Origin of the sequence: Flavobacterium sp. FlaQc-57 (assembly GCF_044007395.1) — a bacterium.
Taxonomy (GTDB): Bacteria; Bacteroidota; Bacteroidia; order Flavobacteriales; family Flavobacteriaceae; genus Flavobacterium.
Genome location: NZ_JBIPDA010000003.1, coordinates 505,931 through 523,078, shown reverse-complemented (window position 1 = coordinate 523,078; position 17,148 = coordinate 505,931). Strand labels below are relative to the sequence as shown.

Here is a 17,148-nt window from a genome sequence, read left to right as displayed (position 1 = left end):
TAATTTTAATTCATTAATTACTTGACAAACAAATACTTAATTATTTAATTTTAAAAAAATCTACAAAGAATGGCAAAAACTAACACTTCCGAATTTCAAGTCTTAGGCAATAATAAAGACGCACTATTTACACTAAAAGTTTCGCGTGGAGAAGGTATGCTTTTACTAGCAATGAATTGGAAAAAAGAGAAACCTCCACTAGACTTTGTTGGATTTTCGATTGAATATAAAGAACCCGACGGTGACAAATTTTTTTCGCTTAAAAATCGTCTTTCATTCTTAGATAAAAACGGCAAAGCAAATACAGTTAGTACCTCGTCACTTCAGGCTCCGTTTCAAATGTTTAGATGGGTTCATTTTCCAAGAAATGCAGATTTAAAAGGTAAGTTTACTTATAAAGTTAAACCCGTTTTTATGAACAGCAACGACGAATTGAGTTATGGTGAGGCTCAAATTGCTGAAATCATATTAAATCGCGAAACTTATCCTGATCAATTAAATGTATCCTTTACACGTGGATTTGTTTCTTCTCAGGCATTTGTCGATAAATATGAAAAAGATGGCGGTATGGCCGCACTCCTACCGCCTAAAGCTGCTCTGGGACTTGATTTCAAACCGACGCATCCAAAAACTGATGAAGCACTTTCCTGGATGGGATTTGAAGCTGTTAAGGAGATTCTGGCGTTACTAGATGAAGCCGATAAAGATAAAGATGCAGAAATAAAAGTTGTCGCCTACGACCTTAACCATCCCGAAGTTGTAAAAAAACTTATAAAATTGGGGGATCGTTTGCAAATAATTATTGATAATAGCGGTGATCACGGTGAGGAAGATTCTAGCGAACTTAAAGCAGAAACAGAACTCAAAAAATCTACTAAGGGAAATGTAAAAAGGCATCATATGGGTCAGCTTCAGCACAATAAAACCATTATTGTGAAAGGCCCAAAAGTAAATGCTGCGATTTGTGGCTCTACTAATTTTTCGTGGAGAGGTTTTTATGTTCAAGCAAATAATGCTGTTATAGTTCGAGGAGAAAAAGCAATTGAACCTTTCTTAGAAGCTTTTGATAAATATTGGAAATATGACGATGCAAAAAATTTCGGTCAAACACCATCCGCAGAATGGTCTGACTTACAGCTATCAGGAATTGATGCTAAAGTATCATTTTCACCACATTCTGCAAAAAATGTGCTTCTGGATAAAATTGCTGAAGATATGAGTCATGCAAAGTCAAGTGTATTCTATTCACTCGCCTTTTTATTCTCAACGCAAGATTCGATAAGAAAAACAGTCACAAAGTTGACGGAAGATGATACAATTTTCGTTTACGGCGTTTCAGATAAAAAAGTTGGGGGGCTGGATCTACTAAAACCAGATGGCAATGTAGCGCCCGTTTACTCAGCTGAATTGTCGAAAAATCTTCCGGAACCTTTTAAATCAGAACCAACAGGAGGCTTTGGAGCAAGAATGCATCATAAATTTATTGTAATTGATTTTGACAAACCAACCGCAAGAGTTTATTTAGGATCCTATAATTTTTCAGGAACTGCCGATACAAAAAATGGTGAGAATCTAATATTAATTCAAGATCGAAAAATTGCCGTATCCTATATGATTGAGGCATTAAGAATTTTTGATCATTATCATTTTAGAGTACTACAAAAAGAATCTAAAAAAATCGGAAAACCTTTATGTCTTGCCAAACCTCCAAAAATTGCAACTGATAAAACCTGGTGGGACAGATTTTATACTGATCCCAGAAAAATAAGAGACCGTGAATTATTCTCGTAGTATAAGCTCATGATTAATACTTTGATATTAATCTTTCAATTTCATATTAATTCAAGAAAACAAAAATGTAACTTGTTAAATTTCAAAAAATTAACTATATTTAATCCCCCTCTTTAATAAATCTTTTCCTGACCTAAACTAATTTGCCAACCAAAATCTAAACAAATATGAACTGGTTCCACAATTTAACAGTAAAAAGATTTAAAGAAAGATTTTCAAATTCTATTTCTAATGAAGAGGGTTCCGCCAATTTAGAAAAGGGAAAACGACTCTTTTTGTCCCATCAATTTCAAGAAGCTTTGTTACATCTAGACAATGCAATCAACTCTGGATTCGAAAATGATGCCTATGTTATACGTGGAAATTGTTTTCAAAAATTAGATTATCATTATCATGCTATTGAAGATTTTGACAAAGCAATTGAAATTGAGCCGCTGCAATTCTCCATTTATTACAATAGAGCAGTCTCTAAAAAAGCCATTTTAGATTTTACCGGTCAAATTGAAGATCTTCACAATGCAATTTACTACTACAAGAAGAATCCGAATATAGAAAATCACTTTCTAAAAACTTTTGAAACAGATTTGCTGGCTGCTAAAATGAATATTGAAGGCTTAAAACAAAATATGCATGAAGTTCGTAAAGCACCTTCTTTAGAAATAAAATCATTAATTAAAGATTCCTTATATCTTATTAAAAAAGTAAAACTTAGAAACGTTAAAGTGAATTGATTCTTTTGTAAATCATAAAAAGTAACTAAAAAAGGTTCCTGATAAAAACTACCAGAAACCTTAAAAAAAAAAAACATTGTATTCCTAGAAACTGTATCCAAGAGCTAAATTAAATCTAGTTCCGTTTCCTCTAGTATAATTAGCGTTCGTACCGTAAAACTGAGAAGTTGTAGGATAGTAATCTGTATTGAATAAATTCTCTATTCCTAATTTTACTCTAATTCGTTCCGTTACTTTATAAGCAGTAGCCAAATTCCATAAATCAAAAGAATGAATTGGACCTTCGCCAATTGCATAAGCACCTTTTGCATTGGGCTGAAAAAGATCACGATCACCAACATACATCCAATACAGCTCTACATTCAATCTTTTATCTCCAAATTTTGCATAAGCAGTCATTTTAACAGGTGGAATTCTATTTGATTTTAGATAAATATCATTAGGTCCATAGAAATGACCGTCAGAATCTTTATCACCTCTTCCTTGTACATAAGCATAGTTTCCTCCTACAGTCAATTGCTTCAAAATTTGGTAATCTGCCTGAACTTCATAGCCCCAAACACGTTCGGGTAAGCGTTCCGCAACTGAAAATCCATCAACCTGAATCATATTAGTACCTAGTTTTGAAGTACTGAAATAATAAGCAGCACTTAAATTGAACTTCCCTAATTGACTGCTAAAACCTCCTTCATAATTATTAACGATAATAGGTTTGGTTTGTAATTTTGATATAGCGTCTTCTTTGGCAGCTGTAAGAACTCTGCCAAGGTCAAAAATCGAAAATGACTGAGAGAAACTTACAAACGGATTAAAAAACTTAAATCTTGAGTATCTGATTCCTGTATTAAAAACGAATGCATCATAAGTAAGATCACCACCTTTTACGGCAATACTTCCTCCTCCATTTGTTCCGGTCGCGATTGTATTGTAATCGTCAATATTTATCTTAATATTTTCGGCACGTAAACCGGCTTTTACATTCCAATCGCCAAAAATTCTTGTAGACACTTGCGCATATGGCGCCAAATTGACCATATTAATATTGGGAACCCAAACACGTCCGTCGACTAATTTCTGATTTGTCTTATCATTAAGTAAATCGAAACCATAAATAACATCTCCAGAAAAGTTGGAAGATATTGTAAACGGCGAGTTCAAATATACTCTTAAACCTTTCTTTGTAGATGCTGTTTGAGATTGTCCTCCACCATAGAAAAAAGCAGAGTTCGAAAATATCGTTAAGAAATCCTGAAAATATAAATTTGCTGTTAATGATGTATTCCCAAAAATCTGTTTGTTCACATATTGCAGATTTGCATTATGATTATAACGTGTTCCCTCATCAACCCCAAGCCTGTTACCTAGTATTCCAATTGCCGGAGTTTTTCCGTAAACACCATTTTTTAGGATATAATCTGAATCTTGATTTGAACTAAAGTAATTGTACATTAATTCGATTCTTTGCTTATCCGTTAAATCGTAACCTACTTTAGTAAAAACATTATAAGTTTTAGTTTCACCCAAACCATATTCAGGCGAAATAACCTCTCCTTCTCCATCACGAAAAACTCCCGTCTTATCATAAGTACCGCCTACAATATAATTGAACTTGTTGATTTTTCCATAAAACTGCTGGTTAAATCGATATCCCGCTGTACTATCCCCTTTTACATTACCGGTAGTTCCAGCCTCACTGTATCCTGCAAATTTCTTTTGAGTTTTACCCGATTTAGTGATGTAGTTTATAAGTCCGCCATCGGCACCATTTCCATAAATAGCAGTTGCACCTTTGATCACTTCGATACGTTCAATTACCGAAGGATCAATGGAACGCATTTCTCTTCCCGCAGATTTTAATGGAGTCGATTGCGGAATCCCATCTATAAGAACTAAAGGATTTCTTCCGCGAAGTGTTTGTCCATAATTACCCGTATTATTAGTTGCAGATCCTAAACCCGGAACCGCATAAGCCAGAATATTGGCAATGTTTGGACTTACAATCGATAAATCTTCAATATCCTTCGAATTGATAACTGTTACAGACGATGGCGTTTTTGACAAAGTTTCAACTTTGCGACTTGCGGAAACAATTATCTCATCTAGGTGAGCACTACTTCCATCAGAATCTTTCTGAGATTGTTTTATCTGAGATTCGTTTGAAGTTTTAAATTGCAAATTAACAATTGCGGTTTCGTTGTTTACAACAGTAATTTGTTGTTCTATTGTTTCATATCCATTTAAAGATGCCTGAAGTATGTAGATATTCTCTACAACTTTATTAAATTTAAAATCACCACTATCATTTGTGATGATTTTGTAAGTTGAATTTTTCAAAACGATCATTACTCCTGAAACTGGTTTTCCGTCAGAAGTCGTTATTTCTCCCTTTATTTTTCCGCTATTTTGCGCAAAAGAAGAAGCAATTGAAAACAAAAAACTAATTACAAGTAAAAACTTTGACCTTCGTAAACTTAGATATTTCATTGATTTTGAGAATTGGTTGGTTATTTTGTTTTTATTTAGAATCGATAAAAACAGTGCAAAAGTAAATATTAATATTCGTTTAACAAGTACTATTTGAAGTTATTCTTTTGGCAAGCAAAACCGCCCCTTCTAACGCATTGCAAAATCAAACCTCAATTTACTTGTCACTAATGATAATGTGATCTCATAAAAATCATTTCTAGTCTATCAAATAAGACAAACCAAAATATTCATTTTATAAAAGATTTTTTCAATATTTAAATAGAATTAGTCTTAATAAGTATAAATTTGCAACCGATTCAAACTACGGTTTACTTTACATTTTAAAATTGCATAATCGATCATAAAAATCTGTCTTTGTATGAAGAAAACGTTTAAAAAGAATATTGGCCTTTTGCACTTATGGTTGGGACTTGGCTCGGGGCTTATTGTTTTTATTGCTGCTCTTACGGGAAGTCTTTTAGTTTTTGAAAAAGAAATCGACAAGGCTATCCATCCAGAATATTACAATGTTTCTTCGGTTGGATCGACAAAAAAGACAATCGATTATTGTACTGATATTCTTGAAAAACAATATTCGATAAAAAAGATAAATCGAATATATACCTTCGATGATCCTACCCGCACCATACAGATAATAGCAAAAGATTCAGATAAAAAATCACAGTTTTTTTCGTTTGATCCATATACGGGAAAAGTTCTCGCAAATACACCTCAGGAAAGCCGTTTTTTTGTCGTAGTGTTATCTTTACATAGACAATTATTATTAGGAGATTCAGGCAAAATTATCATGGGAACTTCTTGTTTAATCTTTGTTTTTATGCTCCTCTCGGGTATTGTGTTATGGTGGCCGAAAAAAATAAAAAACTTAAAACAAAGGTTAACTGTCAAATGGAAAGCGTCTTTTAAAAGAGTCAATTGGGATTTTCATTCTACTTTTGGATTCTATAGTTTTTTAATTCTGCTAATCATCTCTCTAAGCGGATTGAACTTTGCTTTTGATTGGTTCCAAAATGGTATTGTTTACCTTGCCGATGGCTCAAAACCAAAGCTTTCTGCAAAAGTCAAAAACCCAACAAAAATAAATCCGAAGTTAGATAAAACCGCTTTTTACCAAAGTATTTACGAAAAAACAGATAGCATTTTTCCTTATACAGGAAATATTCAAATTAGGATGCCTGTTGATACTATTAATAGCATTACGGTACTTAAAGAAAATTTAGAAAAAACAATTCCGTTTCAATCCAGTGCTGCTTATTTTGACAAATACACTGCTAAGAATATCGAAGTAAGACCTTATGAATCTTTTTCAAATGGTGACAAATTAAAGCGTCTCATGTACCCTATTCATACTGGTAGTATTTATGGTTACACCACTAAAATAATAGCCTTTTTGGTTTGTCTTTTTGCTGTAACTTTACCTATTACGGGACTCTTGATTTGGTTAGGGAGAAAGAAAAAATAGTTGATACTCTACAACAAAAAAGCTCCTTTAAATTAGTTTTCAAAGCATTATTACTTTTGCGGAATTAAATCGTCAAGGTCATTTAAAGTGTAGAATTTCAAATCATTAAGCTTCATGTATTTACAAACAAACTCTAAAGTTTCGATTTTTACTTCGTAATTTTTTGTTACATTTTTAACGGGTCTGTGACCGCATAAAAGTAAAATTCTATTGTGCTTTTTTGCATAATCCAGTAACTCTAAAACGTATGGAATACTAAAATGAATGTGACTATTGTCGATATCAAATGCAAATACAATTTTTGAGTTATTAAAGTAACTGTCTTGTTTTTCAGGAATTTCACCTCCAAAAGCTCTTCCCCTGATAATTTTAAATTTATTTGATAATGCATGATCAAGAGCATCAGATCGCATTCCGTATGGATACGCAAATGAAGTAACGTTAAACCCTTTATTCTTCATCGAAGTTATCATCGGATAGATTTCCTGATTCATATAAGCATCGATTCCGTGTTTTTTTACAAACTTAACGGCATTGTAATGATGATAACCATGTCCGGCAATTTCGTGACCTTCTTTTTGCATTTGAAGCAACTTTTTAATTTCAGGCTCGCCAATCGAATCAATTCTGCAAACATTAAAAGTAGCTTTCCATCCGTACTTTTTCAAAGCTTGATCCGCTTCGTACCATTCGTCTACATAAGCATCATCAAAAGATAAAATTACTCCGGCTTTATAAGGTTTTGGTTCTGCTTTTTGCTTTTTAGTTTCGCATGATAAAAAAGTCAGGAGCATTAAAAACAATAATATTTTAGTAAAAATTATCTTCATGTATTATTTCTCTTTTAAAGAATTACGTTTCAAATTAATAAGATAGTATTGAATTTAAAGATACATATTTCCTGAGTACTACAATTTATTTTATTAGTCAAAATTTACATTTAAAATTTCATTACATAAAATAACCTAATTTTCTATAAAAGCAAAAACCTCCAAAATAAAATCATCTTGGAGGTTTTGTTTTTTTCAAAATCTATTCATATTTCAGATACCTTAAAACATCTGATTTTGTTGCCGCATACGCTCTGGACAATACAATTAATAATGTCAAAAACAATAGCACAATGAATCCTATAATAAACGGAAATAGCGAAACATCTATTCTAAAAGCGAAGTTTTCCAACCATTTGTTCAATAGATAATAAACAGGAAATACGGCTATTAAAAAGCCTATTATACAATACAAAACATATTGTTTCGATAATTCTATCAGCAAAACTTTTGTATCGGCTCCAAGAGTTTTTCTTATCGCGATTTCTTTCATTCGCCTTTGTATAGAATACGATGCCAAAGCTAATAAACCAAAAAGCGCAATTGCGATTACAACAATATTCAAAAGCGAAAACAAGTTTTTTTGCTTCGTATAAGTTTCATAAGTTCTTGCATATTCTTTATCTACGAAATCATATTTAAACGGATATTCGGTATCGACTTTCGACCATAATTTTTCTATGTTCGCAATAGTGTTTCCAAGATCGTCTGATTTTAGTTTTGCATAAACTTTGTTAATATTCTGCGTCATACCAAACATTTTGATATTGTAAAAAGCAATTGGCGGCACTTCTACTTCAGGACTTAATAAGTTGAAATCCTGAACAATACCAATTATTTTTACTTTATGCTCTCGAATTACAAGTTCCTTGCCAATAGGATCTTTAAGATTCATTAATTTTAATGCGCTTTCGTTTATGATCACAGAATTTATAGTATCTGAAGCCAGTTTTCTATCAAAATTTCTTCCCTTAATTATTTTGATGTTCAACATTTCAAACATGCCAAAATCTAAAGGGATAACGCGTTGTTTAAAAAGTTCATCATTATATAAAACCCCCGATATAGAATTGTCTGAACCATCAAACGTAATAAGCCCTGTAGAGATTTGTTCGACGCCTTTAATTTTGCTGAGCTGCTGTTTTATGATGTTGTATTTGTTGTAAATATTTTTGGCTGCATTTTCTCCTTGGTAATCAACCGATGGAAAATTTAAAGAAACCGAAATTACCTGATCGCCCTTAAAACCCAGATCTTTATTCTGTAAATATTTAATTTGCTGGTATACGATATTTGAGCCAATAATAAAAAAGGCCGCAATGGCAAACTGAAAAATAAGCATTCCGTTGCGCAGCCAGATACCATTTTTGCTTCTTTCGAAATTTCCTTTCAAAACTTTAAAAGTTTCGAAATTGGATATATAAATGGCCGGAAATAATCCAGCAGTTAAAATTGTAATGATAAAAATCAATATCAATTGTATGTAAAACTGACTGGCAAGAAGTACAATGTTTTTGTTTAAAAAGTTGTTGTAATACGGCAAAGTCAACTCTACAATTACTAGCGCCAGTAAAATAGAAAAAGTCGTGGTTAAAACTGTTTCAAAAAGAAACTGACTAATAATATCGCCTTTTGATGCACCCGAAATTTTACGAACTCCAACTTCTTTCGCCCGCTTTACAGCATTAGCAGTTGCGAGATTGATGTAATTAACAATCGACAAAACGAGAATCAAAAGAGACAGCCCCATCATGATTATTAAAAACTGATAATTTCCTCGTGTTTCAGGATAACCATCTATTATCGAATGTAATCTGGCTTTTGATAAAGGTTCAAGAATAACTGTAAAATGACCTACTTTTTTAGTCATAACTGCGACTGTAAAACCTGCTTCTTTGGCAATTATCGCAATAAAATCGTTGTTGTAAATTCTTTCGAGTTTTTGTCTTGTAAGATCCACTTTTGATGGGTCTTTTATTTTTAACAATAACTTTAAAACAAACGGACCAGTCAATCCCGAAGTTGTATATTGTTTCATTTTATTGATGATGACATTTGGCGCAATCGAAGAATTTCCTGGAATATGATACACGGCCCTTACAGAAAACAGCTGGTCAAAACATTTTATTTGTTTTCCAATAGGGTTTTCATTTCCAAAAATCCTTTTAGCCGTAACATCTGAAATAGCAATACTCGCATCATCTTTTATAGCTGAAATTGCATCGCCCTTAATAATTTTGAAAGGGAAAAAAGAAAAGAAATTTTGTTCGACATTGATAATTTTATCTACAAACTCCTTTTTTCCTTTGTAAATAATTTTATCCTTTTGATACCAGCTATCAGCATATAGTATAGATTTGACATTTGGATCTTGGTCTAAAGTCGGTTTCAGGAATAAGGCACAATCTGACAGAGCCGGCATATCGCTTAGTTTAACCAAAACCTGATAAACATTATCTTTTTCAGGATTCCATTCGTTGTAACTCTGCTCGTCGTTCCAATACAGCAAGGCAAAAATCAATCCTGAAATTCCTATTGACAATCCTAGAATATTAAGAAAAGAAAACAGTTTATTGTGCTTTAACTGGTAAATAAATATATTAATATAGTTTAGTATCATGGTTTTAGTTAATGGTTAATTGAAAAAAGATATTAAATCTTTTATTCATATTTGAGGTATTTTAAAACATCGATTTTGGTAACCTGATAAGCTTTTGCCAAAACAATTGTTAAGGTTAAAAACAATAAGAATACAAGTGCCACAAGAAAAGGAAGCAGCGGAATGTCGATTCTGAAAGCAAAATCTTCAAGCCATTTTCGCAATAAAAGATAAGCCGGAATTATTCCGATAGTAAAACCAATAAAGCAGAAAGCTACATATTGCTTTGACAATTCTTTTAATAAAACATTTGTCTCGGCACCTAAAGTTTTTCTAATGGCGATTTCACGAAATCTTCGTTCCATTGAAAAAGAAGCCAAAGCAAATAATCCGAAAACGGCAATCAGAATTACGATCACATTTAATAAAGAAAACAGATCTCTTTGACTCTCATACTTTTGATAGTTTCTAGCGTAATTTTTATCTACAAAATTGTATTCAAAAGGATATTCAGAATCTACTTTAGTTCTCCAAAGTTTATCCAGATCAGCGATCGTTTTAGACATTTCCTCTGGCGCAATTTTAAAAGATATATTGTGCAATTCTTGTTTATTAATTCCCTTCATCGTCAAGTGAACAAAAATCATAGGACTAATTTGACTTTCCAATCCAAAATAATTAAAGTCTTTTACAACTCCTACCACCTTGTAATCTTTACCTTTCCAATTGATGGTTTTATCTATTGGGTTTTTCTCCTGCATTACTTTTACAGCTCTTTCATTTAATAAAACATTTGTAACGGTATCTGAGGAAAACTGTTCGCTTAAATCTCTTCCTTTTACGATTTTAATTCCAAGCATATCTAATACACCAAAATCAACTCCCATTCGCTGAATTAGCATTCCTTTATTATTTTTGTATGAATAACTATCCCAGGTGTTTTCGTTAGTTCCAATTGAAAATAATCCTGCAGAAACAGCTTCAACTCCTTTAATTTTGAGTGCTTGCTCCTTAATTACTTTATATCTCGCATATTGATCTTTTCCTTCTTTAGGTTTAAAAATTACATCGATAATTTGCGAACCTTTAAATCCTAAATCTTTATCGATCATATATTTTACCTGCCTGTTTACGATAAACGAACCAATGATAAAAAAAGTAGTGATTGCAAATTGCAAAACCAGCATTCCATTTCTTAGCCATATTCCGTTTTTACTGCGGGAGAAATTTCCTTTTAATACTTTTAATGGTTCAAAATTTGATACGTAAATGGCAGGTAAAACTCCCGATACAATAATGACAATTATAAAAATTACCACTAACTGCAAATAAAACTGAGCTCCTTCAAGCATAAGATTTTTAGCTAACAGCGAATTATAAAATGGCAATGAAAGCTCAACGATTACCAGCGCGAGTAAAAGAGAGAAAAGTGTGATCATCGCAGTTTCAAAGACAAATTGTGCTATAATTTGCCTTTTTCCTGCACCAACAATTTTTCTTATTCCTACTTCCTTGGCTCTTTTTACTGCATTGGCTGTAGCCAAATTGATATAGTTAACTATCGAAAGTACTAAGATTAGCACAGACAATCCCATCAAAATCTGCAAGAATCTCAAGTTTCCGCTTCCTTCCGGAAAAGGATCATTACCCATATGCATTCTTGTATTTGGTAATGAAAGTAAACTTGCCTTAACGGGTTCACCGTACGTTTTTATGTACTCTTTTACCGTTAATCCTTCCTCCTTTGCAGATACTTTTAAACATTTTTCAATAAATATATGGTCAAGATCTTTTACTATAGCATCAGGATTGCCTTGATTCTTTAGCTTAATCATCAAGCCATAATCATAACTCCACTTTCCACGATCCTTTTCTAAATCTTCTTCAATAATAGTAGTAACCAAGTCCGGCATTACAGATGAAGTTTGATTTAATCGATATACGCCCCTAACTACAAATAACTTACTCAGAAATCGTACTTGTTTGCCCATCGGATTTTCGTTCCCAAACAATCTAAAAGCTGTTTTTTCAGACAAGGCAATACTATTAATATCCTTTAGAGCTGTTTTTCCGTTACCATGAATAAATTCGTAAGGAAAAAAAGTAAAAAAATTACTTTGTGCGGTGTAAATCTTATCGAATAATTCCCTTTTACCTTTATAAGCGACAGTTTCTTTGGTGTACAAACATTGCGTATAACAATAACTATCAAGGTCTGGCGAAATCATTTTTAGTAATGGAGCTGTCGTTGTTGGATTTACAGTCCAAATATTACCGCCTCCAATATCGTTCATAACAGAATAAATCTTGTCTTTATCAGGATTCCATTTATCATACGAATGCTCTTCGTTCCAATACAACGTCGCAAAAATTAATCCTGCAATTCCAATACTCAAACCCAAAACATTCAAAGCCGTAAAGAATTTGTTGTTTTTGATATGGTATACAAATATGTTGATCCAATTTTTCAGCATCTTATTCGTATTTTAAATATTTTAAAATATCAATTTTAGTGGCCTGATATGCTCTTGAAAGTACAACCAATAGTGTTAATATCAGTAACGCTGTAAATCCTATTAAAAACGGATAAATAGAAATACTGATTCTGTATGAAAAGTTTTCCAGCCATTTGCTTAGAAAATAATAAGTAGGAAACAAAGCCAGCAAAAACCCTATAATACAATGCAATACGTACTGTTTAGAAAGTTCTTGTAATAACGTATTCGTCTCTGCTCCCAGTGTTTTTCTAATCGCGATTTCTTTCATTCTTCTTTCGATAGAAAATGAAGCCAATGAAAACAAACCAAAGAGTGCAATTATAATTACAATTATATTCAATAATGAAAACAGATTCTTTTGTTTAATGTAATTACTGTATGATCTGCTGTATTCTTTTTCGACAAAATCATAAGTAAACGGATAATCCTGATCGACATTTTTGGTCCAAAATTTTTCGATATCAGCCAACGTTTGTTCTGTGTTCGCAGCATCTACGTCAACATAAATATTGTTTAACGAATTTGCAAACCAAGGAAATGTTTTGAAATGAAAAAATGACATTGGAGGAATTGGATCTCCTGGATTTCCAAGGTTAAAATCTTTTACAACTCCAACAATTGTAACATCTTTGTCTCCCCATTTTATTACTTTACCTATAGGATCTTTTTCATTTAATTGTTTTAAAGCCGTTTCATTAATTAGCATTGAACTTATGGTATCCTGAGCAAACTTTGGACTTAAATATCTCCCTTTTGCCATTTTAATATTCAGCATTTCCAAAAAGCCAAAATCTACTACAATATTGTTACCATCTACCTCAGTATCTTTGTATAGATAGCTTGTAGTCGAAACACCGCCACCAAAAACGAATCCGCTTCCGGCTACTTTTTTAACGCCTTTAATATGCGCCAATTCATTCTTAATCAATAAATATTGATTGAACCTGTTTACTTTAATTTTTTCATCATTGTCATTATAGGTATTTCGGTACGAAATATCAAGAATGTTACTGGCTTTAAAACCTAAATCCTTCTTGTTCATGTGCTCAATTTGACTGTACACGATATACGAACCAATAGTGAAAAATGAAGCTATCGTAAATTGAAGAATCAACATTCCGTTGCGCAGCCAAATACCTCTTTTACTGCGGCCGAAATTCCCTTTTAGAACTTGTAAAACCTCAAAATTAGAAACATAAACTGCCGGAATAATTCCTGCAACACCTACAGTTACAAAAAATATGATTATAAGTTGCAAGTAGAACTGACTGCCTTCTATCGTTAATGTTTTTTCTAAAAAATTATTATAATAAGGCAATGATAACTCTACAATTACAAGCGCTATTAAAATGGCAAACAATACTATTAATACCGTTTCAAAAACAAACTGCTGAATGATATTACCTTTTGATGCTCCAATAATTTTACGAACTCCAACTTCTTTTGCTCTTTTAATGGCATTGGCAGTCGCCGAATTGATGTAATTCACAATCGAAAGAATTAGTATTAAAATAGATAAGCCAAGCATTATCAATAGAAATTGATAATTCCCTCTACCTTCGACTAAACCACCCGTTTTAGTATGCAGACGAAGAGAAGCTAACGACTCTAAATGCGGTTTAGGAACACCATATTTTTTTACATATTCTTCTGGAGACATTCCGTTGAATTTTGCAAAACGCACGGTAAGATTCGTATAATATAGCTTATCAAGATTTCTAATTATATCAGAAGTCGCATTGGCATTACGAGCTTTAATTAATAAAACAAGCTGAAAATTCCCCCACTGCCCTAACGTTTCTCTTAAACCATAATCAACAAAATTTACTACACACGACGGATTGTAAGACGATTTTTTGTCTAATTTATAAACGCCTCTTACCAGTAATTTTTTATTTTGTAAAACGACTTCTTTACCCAAAGCGCTTTCGTTTCCAAAAATTTTCAAAGCCAAATCTTCAGATAAGCAAATGCTGTTTTCGTCCGGCAATGCTTTTGCTCTATTTCCCTCGACAAAATCAAAAGGAAAAAACGTGAAGAAATTTTTCTGAGCGCTTACAATTTTATCCGACTGTATTTTTTTGTCTCTAAACCTAATAATTTCATTGGTATAGTCACCTGTCAAATAACAATAATCCTCTACTTCTGGTGTTTTCTCTTTTATAGCTGCACCAGCAGGAGAAGAACTTGATGCCCAAAATCTAGTTTCATCCATTTGGTTTACCAGTAAAAAGATTCTGTCTTTATCAGGATTCCATTTGTCGTACGAATGTTCTTCGTTCCAATACAAAATCGCAAAAATTAATCCTGCGATTCCAATACTCAAACCCAAAACATTAAGCGCCGTAAAGAACTTATTGTTTTTGATGTGGTATATAAATATATTAATCCAGTTTTTTAGCATGATCTTAATTATTTAAGTTTGCTGCAAAAACGTCAACATTTTTATTGTTTAATTTTTCCGAAAGGATAACTCCATCTTTCATTAAAATTGTTTTTTGCGAAAACGAAGCATCATAATCAGAGTGCGTCACCATTAAAATTGTAGATCCACTAGCATGAAGATCCGTCAATAGCTCCATTACTTCATTTCCGTTTTTACTGTCCAGATTTCCTGTAGGCTCATCGGCAAGAATAATTTTCGGGTCATTAATTAAAGCCCTAGCCACCGCTACACGCTGTTGCTGACCTCCTGAAAGTTGTTGTGGAAAATGTTTCAAACGATGCGAAATACCTAATATATTTGCAATTTCCTCTACTTTTTTCTTTCTTTCTGATGATGAAACATTATTGTAAATCAAAGGCAATTCGATATTGTCAAAAACCGATAATTCGTCAATCAAATTAAAATTCTGAAAAATGAATCCAATGTTTTCTTTTCTTGCTTTTGATTTTGCTTTCTCTTTTGTTCCAACCATTTCCTGGCCAAGCAACTGATAACTTCCACCAGAAGCACTGTCTAATAATCCAATGATATTTAATAAAGTTGACTTTCCGCTTCCGGATGGTCCCATAATCGATATAAAATCGCCCTCTTTTACGGTTAAGGAAATTTCGCTTAAAGCATTAGTTTCTATTTCTTCGGTTCTAAATACTTTCGAAAGTTTTTCAATTTTGATCATAATTGTTGTTTTTAGATTGATGTTTTTAATAATTTTTATTACCGATGGAAAAGAAACTTATCTAGAAACGAAGATAATTAACAATATCGTTGTTAGATATGTATTTTTGTTACTTTTACCAGCAATAATAAGATTCATGTTTGATGATTTACTAACCATAATGTGATTTTCGTGCCAAAAACTTAAAAAGTGTAACTGCCTTATTTTTACATTTTTATTTTTATAAAGAAATTTAAAGTGTCCATTATCGGACAGCTTTCGTCCAAAACCGAACAAAAATGAAAAAGACAAATGCCTCAATATTAATCATCGATGATCAGGAAGACATCCTTTTTGCATCAAAAGTGTTCCTTAAAAAGTATTTTGAAGAGATTTATACGCTCAATAATCCAAAAAATATTGTCGATTTATTGTCGAAAAAAAACATCGATGTTGTTTTGCTCGATATGAATTACAGAATTGGTTTTGAAGACGGAAGAGAAGGTTTGTATTTATTAAAAGAAATAAAAACGCTTTCGCCAAAAACGGTTGTGATTTTAATGACGGCTTTTGGAAAAGTAGAAACGGCTGTCGAAGGATTAAAATCTGGCGCTTTTGATTATATTTTGAAGCCATGGGAAAATATAAAACTACTGGAATCTGTAAAACAAGCTGTTGATAAATCTCGTAAAGAACAAAAGAAAGCGAAGCATATTGAAATAGAAAATGACTTTTTTGTTGGCTCTTCGGAAATTATAAAAAAAGCCTATTCTCTGGCGGACAAAGTGGCCAAAACCGACGCAAACGTTCTAATTCTAGGAGAAAACGGAACGGGAAAATTTGTGTTGGCTCATCATATTTTTAGCCAGTCTGAAAGAAAAAACAGTCCTTTTGTTGCCGTCGATTTAGGCTCTTTAAATTCGAATATTTTCGAAAGTGAATTATTTGGTTATGCCAAAGGTGCTTTTACGGATGCCAAAATAGACACGCCGGGACGTTTTGAAATGGCTCAAAACGGAACTATATTTTTAGATGAAATTGGTAATGTTCCGCTGCATTTACAATCAAAACTTTTGCAGGTTATTCAAACAAAAACAGTAACACGATTAGGTGAAACAAAGGCGAGACCTTTAAATGTTCGTATTATTACTGCAACCAATTTGAATCTGAAATTGGAAGTTGCTGATAAAAGTTTCAGAGAAGATTTGTATTATCGTATTAATACGATGGAAATAGTATTACCTCCTCTTCGCGAACGAAATGAAGATAAAATACCGTTGGCCGAATATCTATTAGATAAAATGATTCAAAAATACGGCAGAGATCAAATTACTTTCGATAAAAAAGTTTTAGAACAAATTGAAAAACATGCCTGGAATGGAAACATCCGAGAAATGGAGAATAAAATTGAACGAGCCGTTATTCTTTGCGAAAACAATAAAATCACAGTTTCTGATTTAGATTTAGAAACAATAACAGCTTATGAAGAAAATCCGGATGATATTCAGCTTTCATCTGTTGAAAAAGCTGCTGTTGAAAAAGCTTTGCTGAAAAACAATAATAACATCAGTAAAACTGCCGAAGAACTTGGTTTGTCAAGAGGTTCGTTATACCGACGTTTAGAGAAATATAATATTAGCATCAATTAA

The 17,148-nt window shown here is 32.5% G+C and carries 10 protein-coding genes; 4 read left to right on the top strand and 6 right to left on the bottom strand.

Going from position 1 to position 17,148, the window contains the following annotated elements; genetic code table 11:
• Positions 1-69 precede the first annotated feature (69 nt).
• A complete protein-coding gene (locus ACHRVZ_RS13005; RefSeq protein ID WP_395422988.1) occupies positions 70-1,791 on the top strand; it encodes a phospholipase D-like domain-containing protein in 1,722 nt (573 codons plus the stop codon).
• A gap of 167 nt (positions 1,792-1,958) precedes the next feature.
• The gene (locus ACHRVZ_RS13000; protein ID WP_395422987.1) at positions 1,959-2,522 is read left to right on the top strand and encodes a hypothetical protein; all 564 of its coding nucleotides are present in this window, start codon (positions 1,959-1,961) and stop codon (positions 2,520-2,522) included.
• Positions 2,523-2,606: 84 nt separating this feature from the next.
• Here the strand turns inward: ACHRVZ_RS13000 and ACHRVZ_RS12995 are convergent, their stop codons facing one another.
• Entirely contained in the window at positions 2,607-5,006 is a 2,400-nt protein-coding gene (locus tag ACHRVZ_RS12995) for a TonB-dependent receptor (RefSeq protein ID WP_395422986.1), read from the bottom strand.
• A 361-nt stretch (positions 5,007-5,367) separates the two neighbouring features.
• On the opposite strand from ACHRVZ_RS12995, the gene ACHRVZ_RS12990 reads away from it, so the two are divergent.
• Positions 5,368-6,471, top strand: coding sequence for a PepSY-associated TM helix domain-containing protein (locus ACHRVZ_RS12990; protein WP_395422985.1), 1,104 nt, complete (start codon positions 5,368-5,370; stop codon positions 6,469-6,471).
• Between the two features lie 50 nt (positions 6,472-6,521).
• Here ACHRVZ_RS12990 and ACHRVZ_RS12985 read toward each other — a convergent pair whose 3' ends face one another.
• The 5 genes from ACHRVZ_RS12985 to ACHRVZ_RS12965 form a co-directional block, all read right to left on the bottom strand.
• A complete protein-coding gene (locus ACHRVZ_RS12985) occupies positions 6,522-7,301 on the bottom strand; it encodes a polysaccharide deacetylase family protein (RefSeq protein ID WP_395422983.1) in 780 nt (259 codons plus the stop codon).
• Positions 7,302-7,503: 202 nt separating this feature from the next.
• Positions 7,504-9,921 (bottom strand): ABC transporter permease, encoded by a 2,418-nt coding sequence (locus tag ACHRVZ_RS12980; protein ID WP_395422981.1) that lies wholly within the window; start codon positions 9,919-9,921, stop codon positions 7,504-7,506.
• Positions 9,922-9,962: 41 nt separating this feature from the next.
• The gene (locus ACHRVZ_RS12975) at positions 9,963-12,374 is read right to left on the bottom strand and encodes an ABC transporter permease (RefSeq protein ID WP_395422980.1); all 2,412 of its coding nucleotides are present in this window, start codon (positions 12,372-12,374) and stop codon (positions 9,963-9,965) included.
• Between the two features lies 1 nt (position 12,375).
• Positions 12,376-14,802 (bottom strand): ABC transporter permease, encoded by a 2,427-nt coding sequence (locus ACHRVZ_RS12970; RefSeq protein ID WP_395422979.1) that lies wholly within the window; start codon positions 14,800-14,802, stop codon positions 12,376-12,378.
• Between the two features lie 4 nt (positions 14,803-14,806).
• Positions 14,807-15,520 carry an ABC transporter ATP-binding protein gene (locus ACHRVZ_RS12965; RefSeq protein WP_395422977.1) on the bottom strand — a complete coding sequence of 238 codons (714 nt, stop codon included), beginning with the start codon at positions 15,518-15,520 and terminating at the stop codon, positions 14,807-14,809.
• Between the two features lie 278 nt (positions 15,521-15,798).
• Between ACHRVZ_RS12965 and ACHRVZ_RS12960 the strand changes: the two genes are divergently transcribed.
• A complete protein-coding gene (locus ACHRVZ_RS12960; protein ID WP_395422976.1) occupies positions 15,799-17,148 on the top strand; it encodes a sigma-54-dependent transcriptional regulator in 1,350 nt (449 codons plus the stop codon).

Bases quoted from the DNA above. Each gene is read 5' to 3' on its own strand.
- ACHRVZ_RS13005 (WP_395422988.1), top strand. From the start codon at position 70: ATGGCAAAAACTAACACTTCCGAATTTCAAGTCTTAGGCAATAATAAA.
- ACHRVZ_RS13000 (WP_395422987.1), top strand. From the start codon at position 1,959: ATGAACTGGTTCCACAATTTAACAGTAAAAAGATTTAAAGAAAGATTT.
- ACHRVZ_RS12995 (WP_395422986.1), bottom strand. From the start codon at position 5,006: ATGAAATATCTAAGTTTACGAAGGTCAAAGTTTTTACTTGTAATTAGT.
- ACHRVZ_RS12990 (WP_395422985.1), top strand. From the start codon at position 5,368: ATGAAGAAAACGTTTAAAAAGAATATTGGCCTTTTGCACTTATGGTTG.
- ACHRVZ_RS12985 (WP_395422983.1), bottom strand. From the start codon at position 7,301: ATGAAGATAATTTTTACTAAAATATTATTGTTTTTAATGCTCCTGACT.
- ACHRVZ_RS12980 (WP_395422981.1), bottom strand. From the start codon at position 9,921: ATGATACTAAACTATATTAATATATTTATTTACCAGTTAAAGCACAAT.
- ACHRVZ_RS12975 (WP_395422980.1), bottom strand. From the start codon at position 12,374: ATGCTGAAAAATTGGATCAACATATTTGTATACCATATCAAAAACAAC.
- ACHRVZ_RS12970 (WP_395422979.1), bottom strand. From the start codon at position 14,802: ATGCTAAAAAACTGGATTAATATATTTATATACCACATCAAAAACAAT.
- ACHRVZ_RS12965 (WP_395422977.1), bottom strand. From the start codon at position 15,520: ATGATCAAAATTGAAAAACTTTCGAAAGTATTTAGAACCGAAGAAATA.
- ACHRVZ_RS12960 (WP_395422976.1), top strand. From the start codon at position 15,799: ATGAAAAAGACAAATGCCTCAATATTAATCATCGATGATCAGGAAGAC.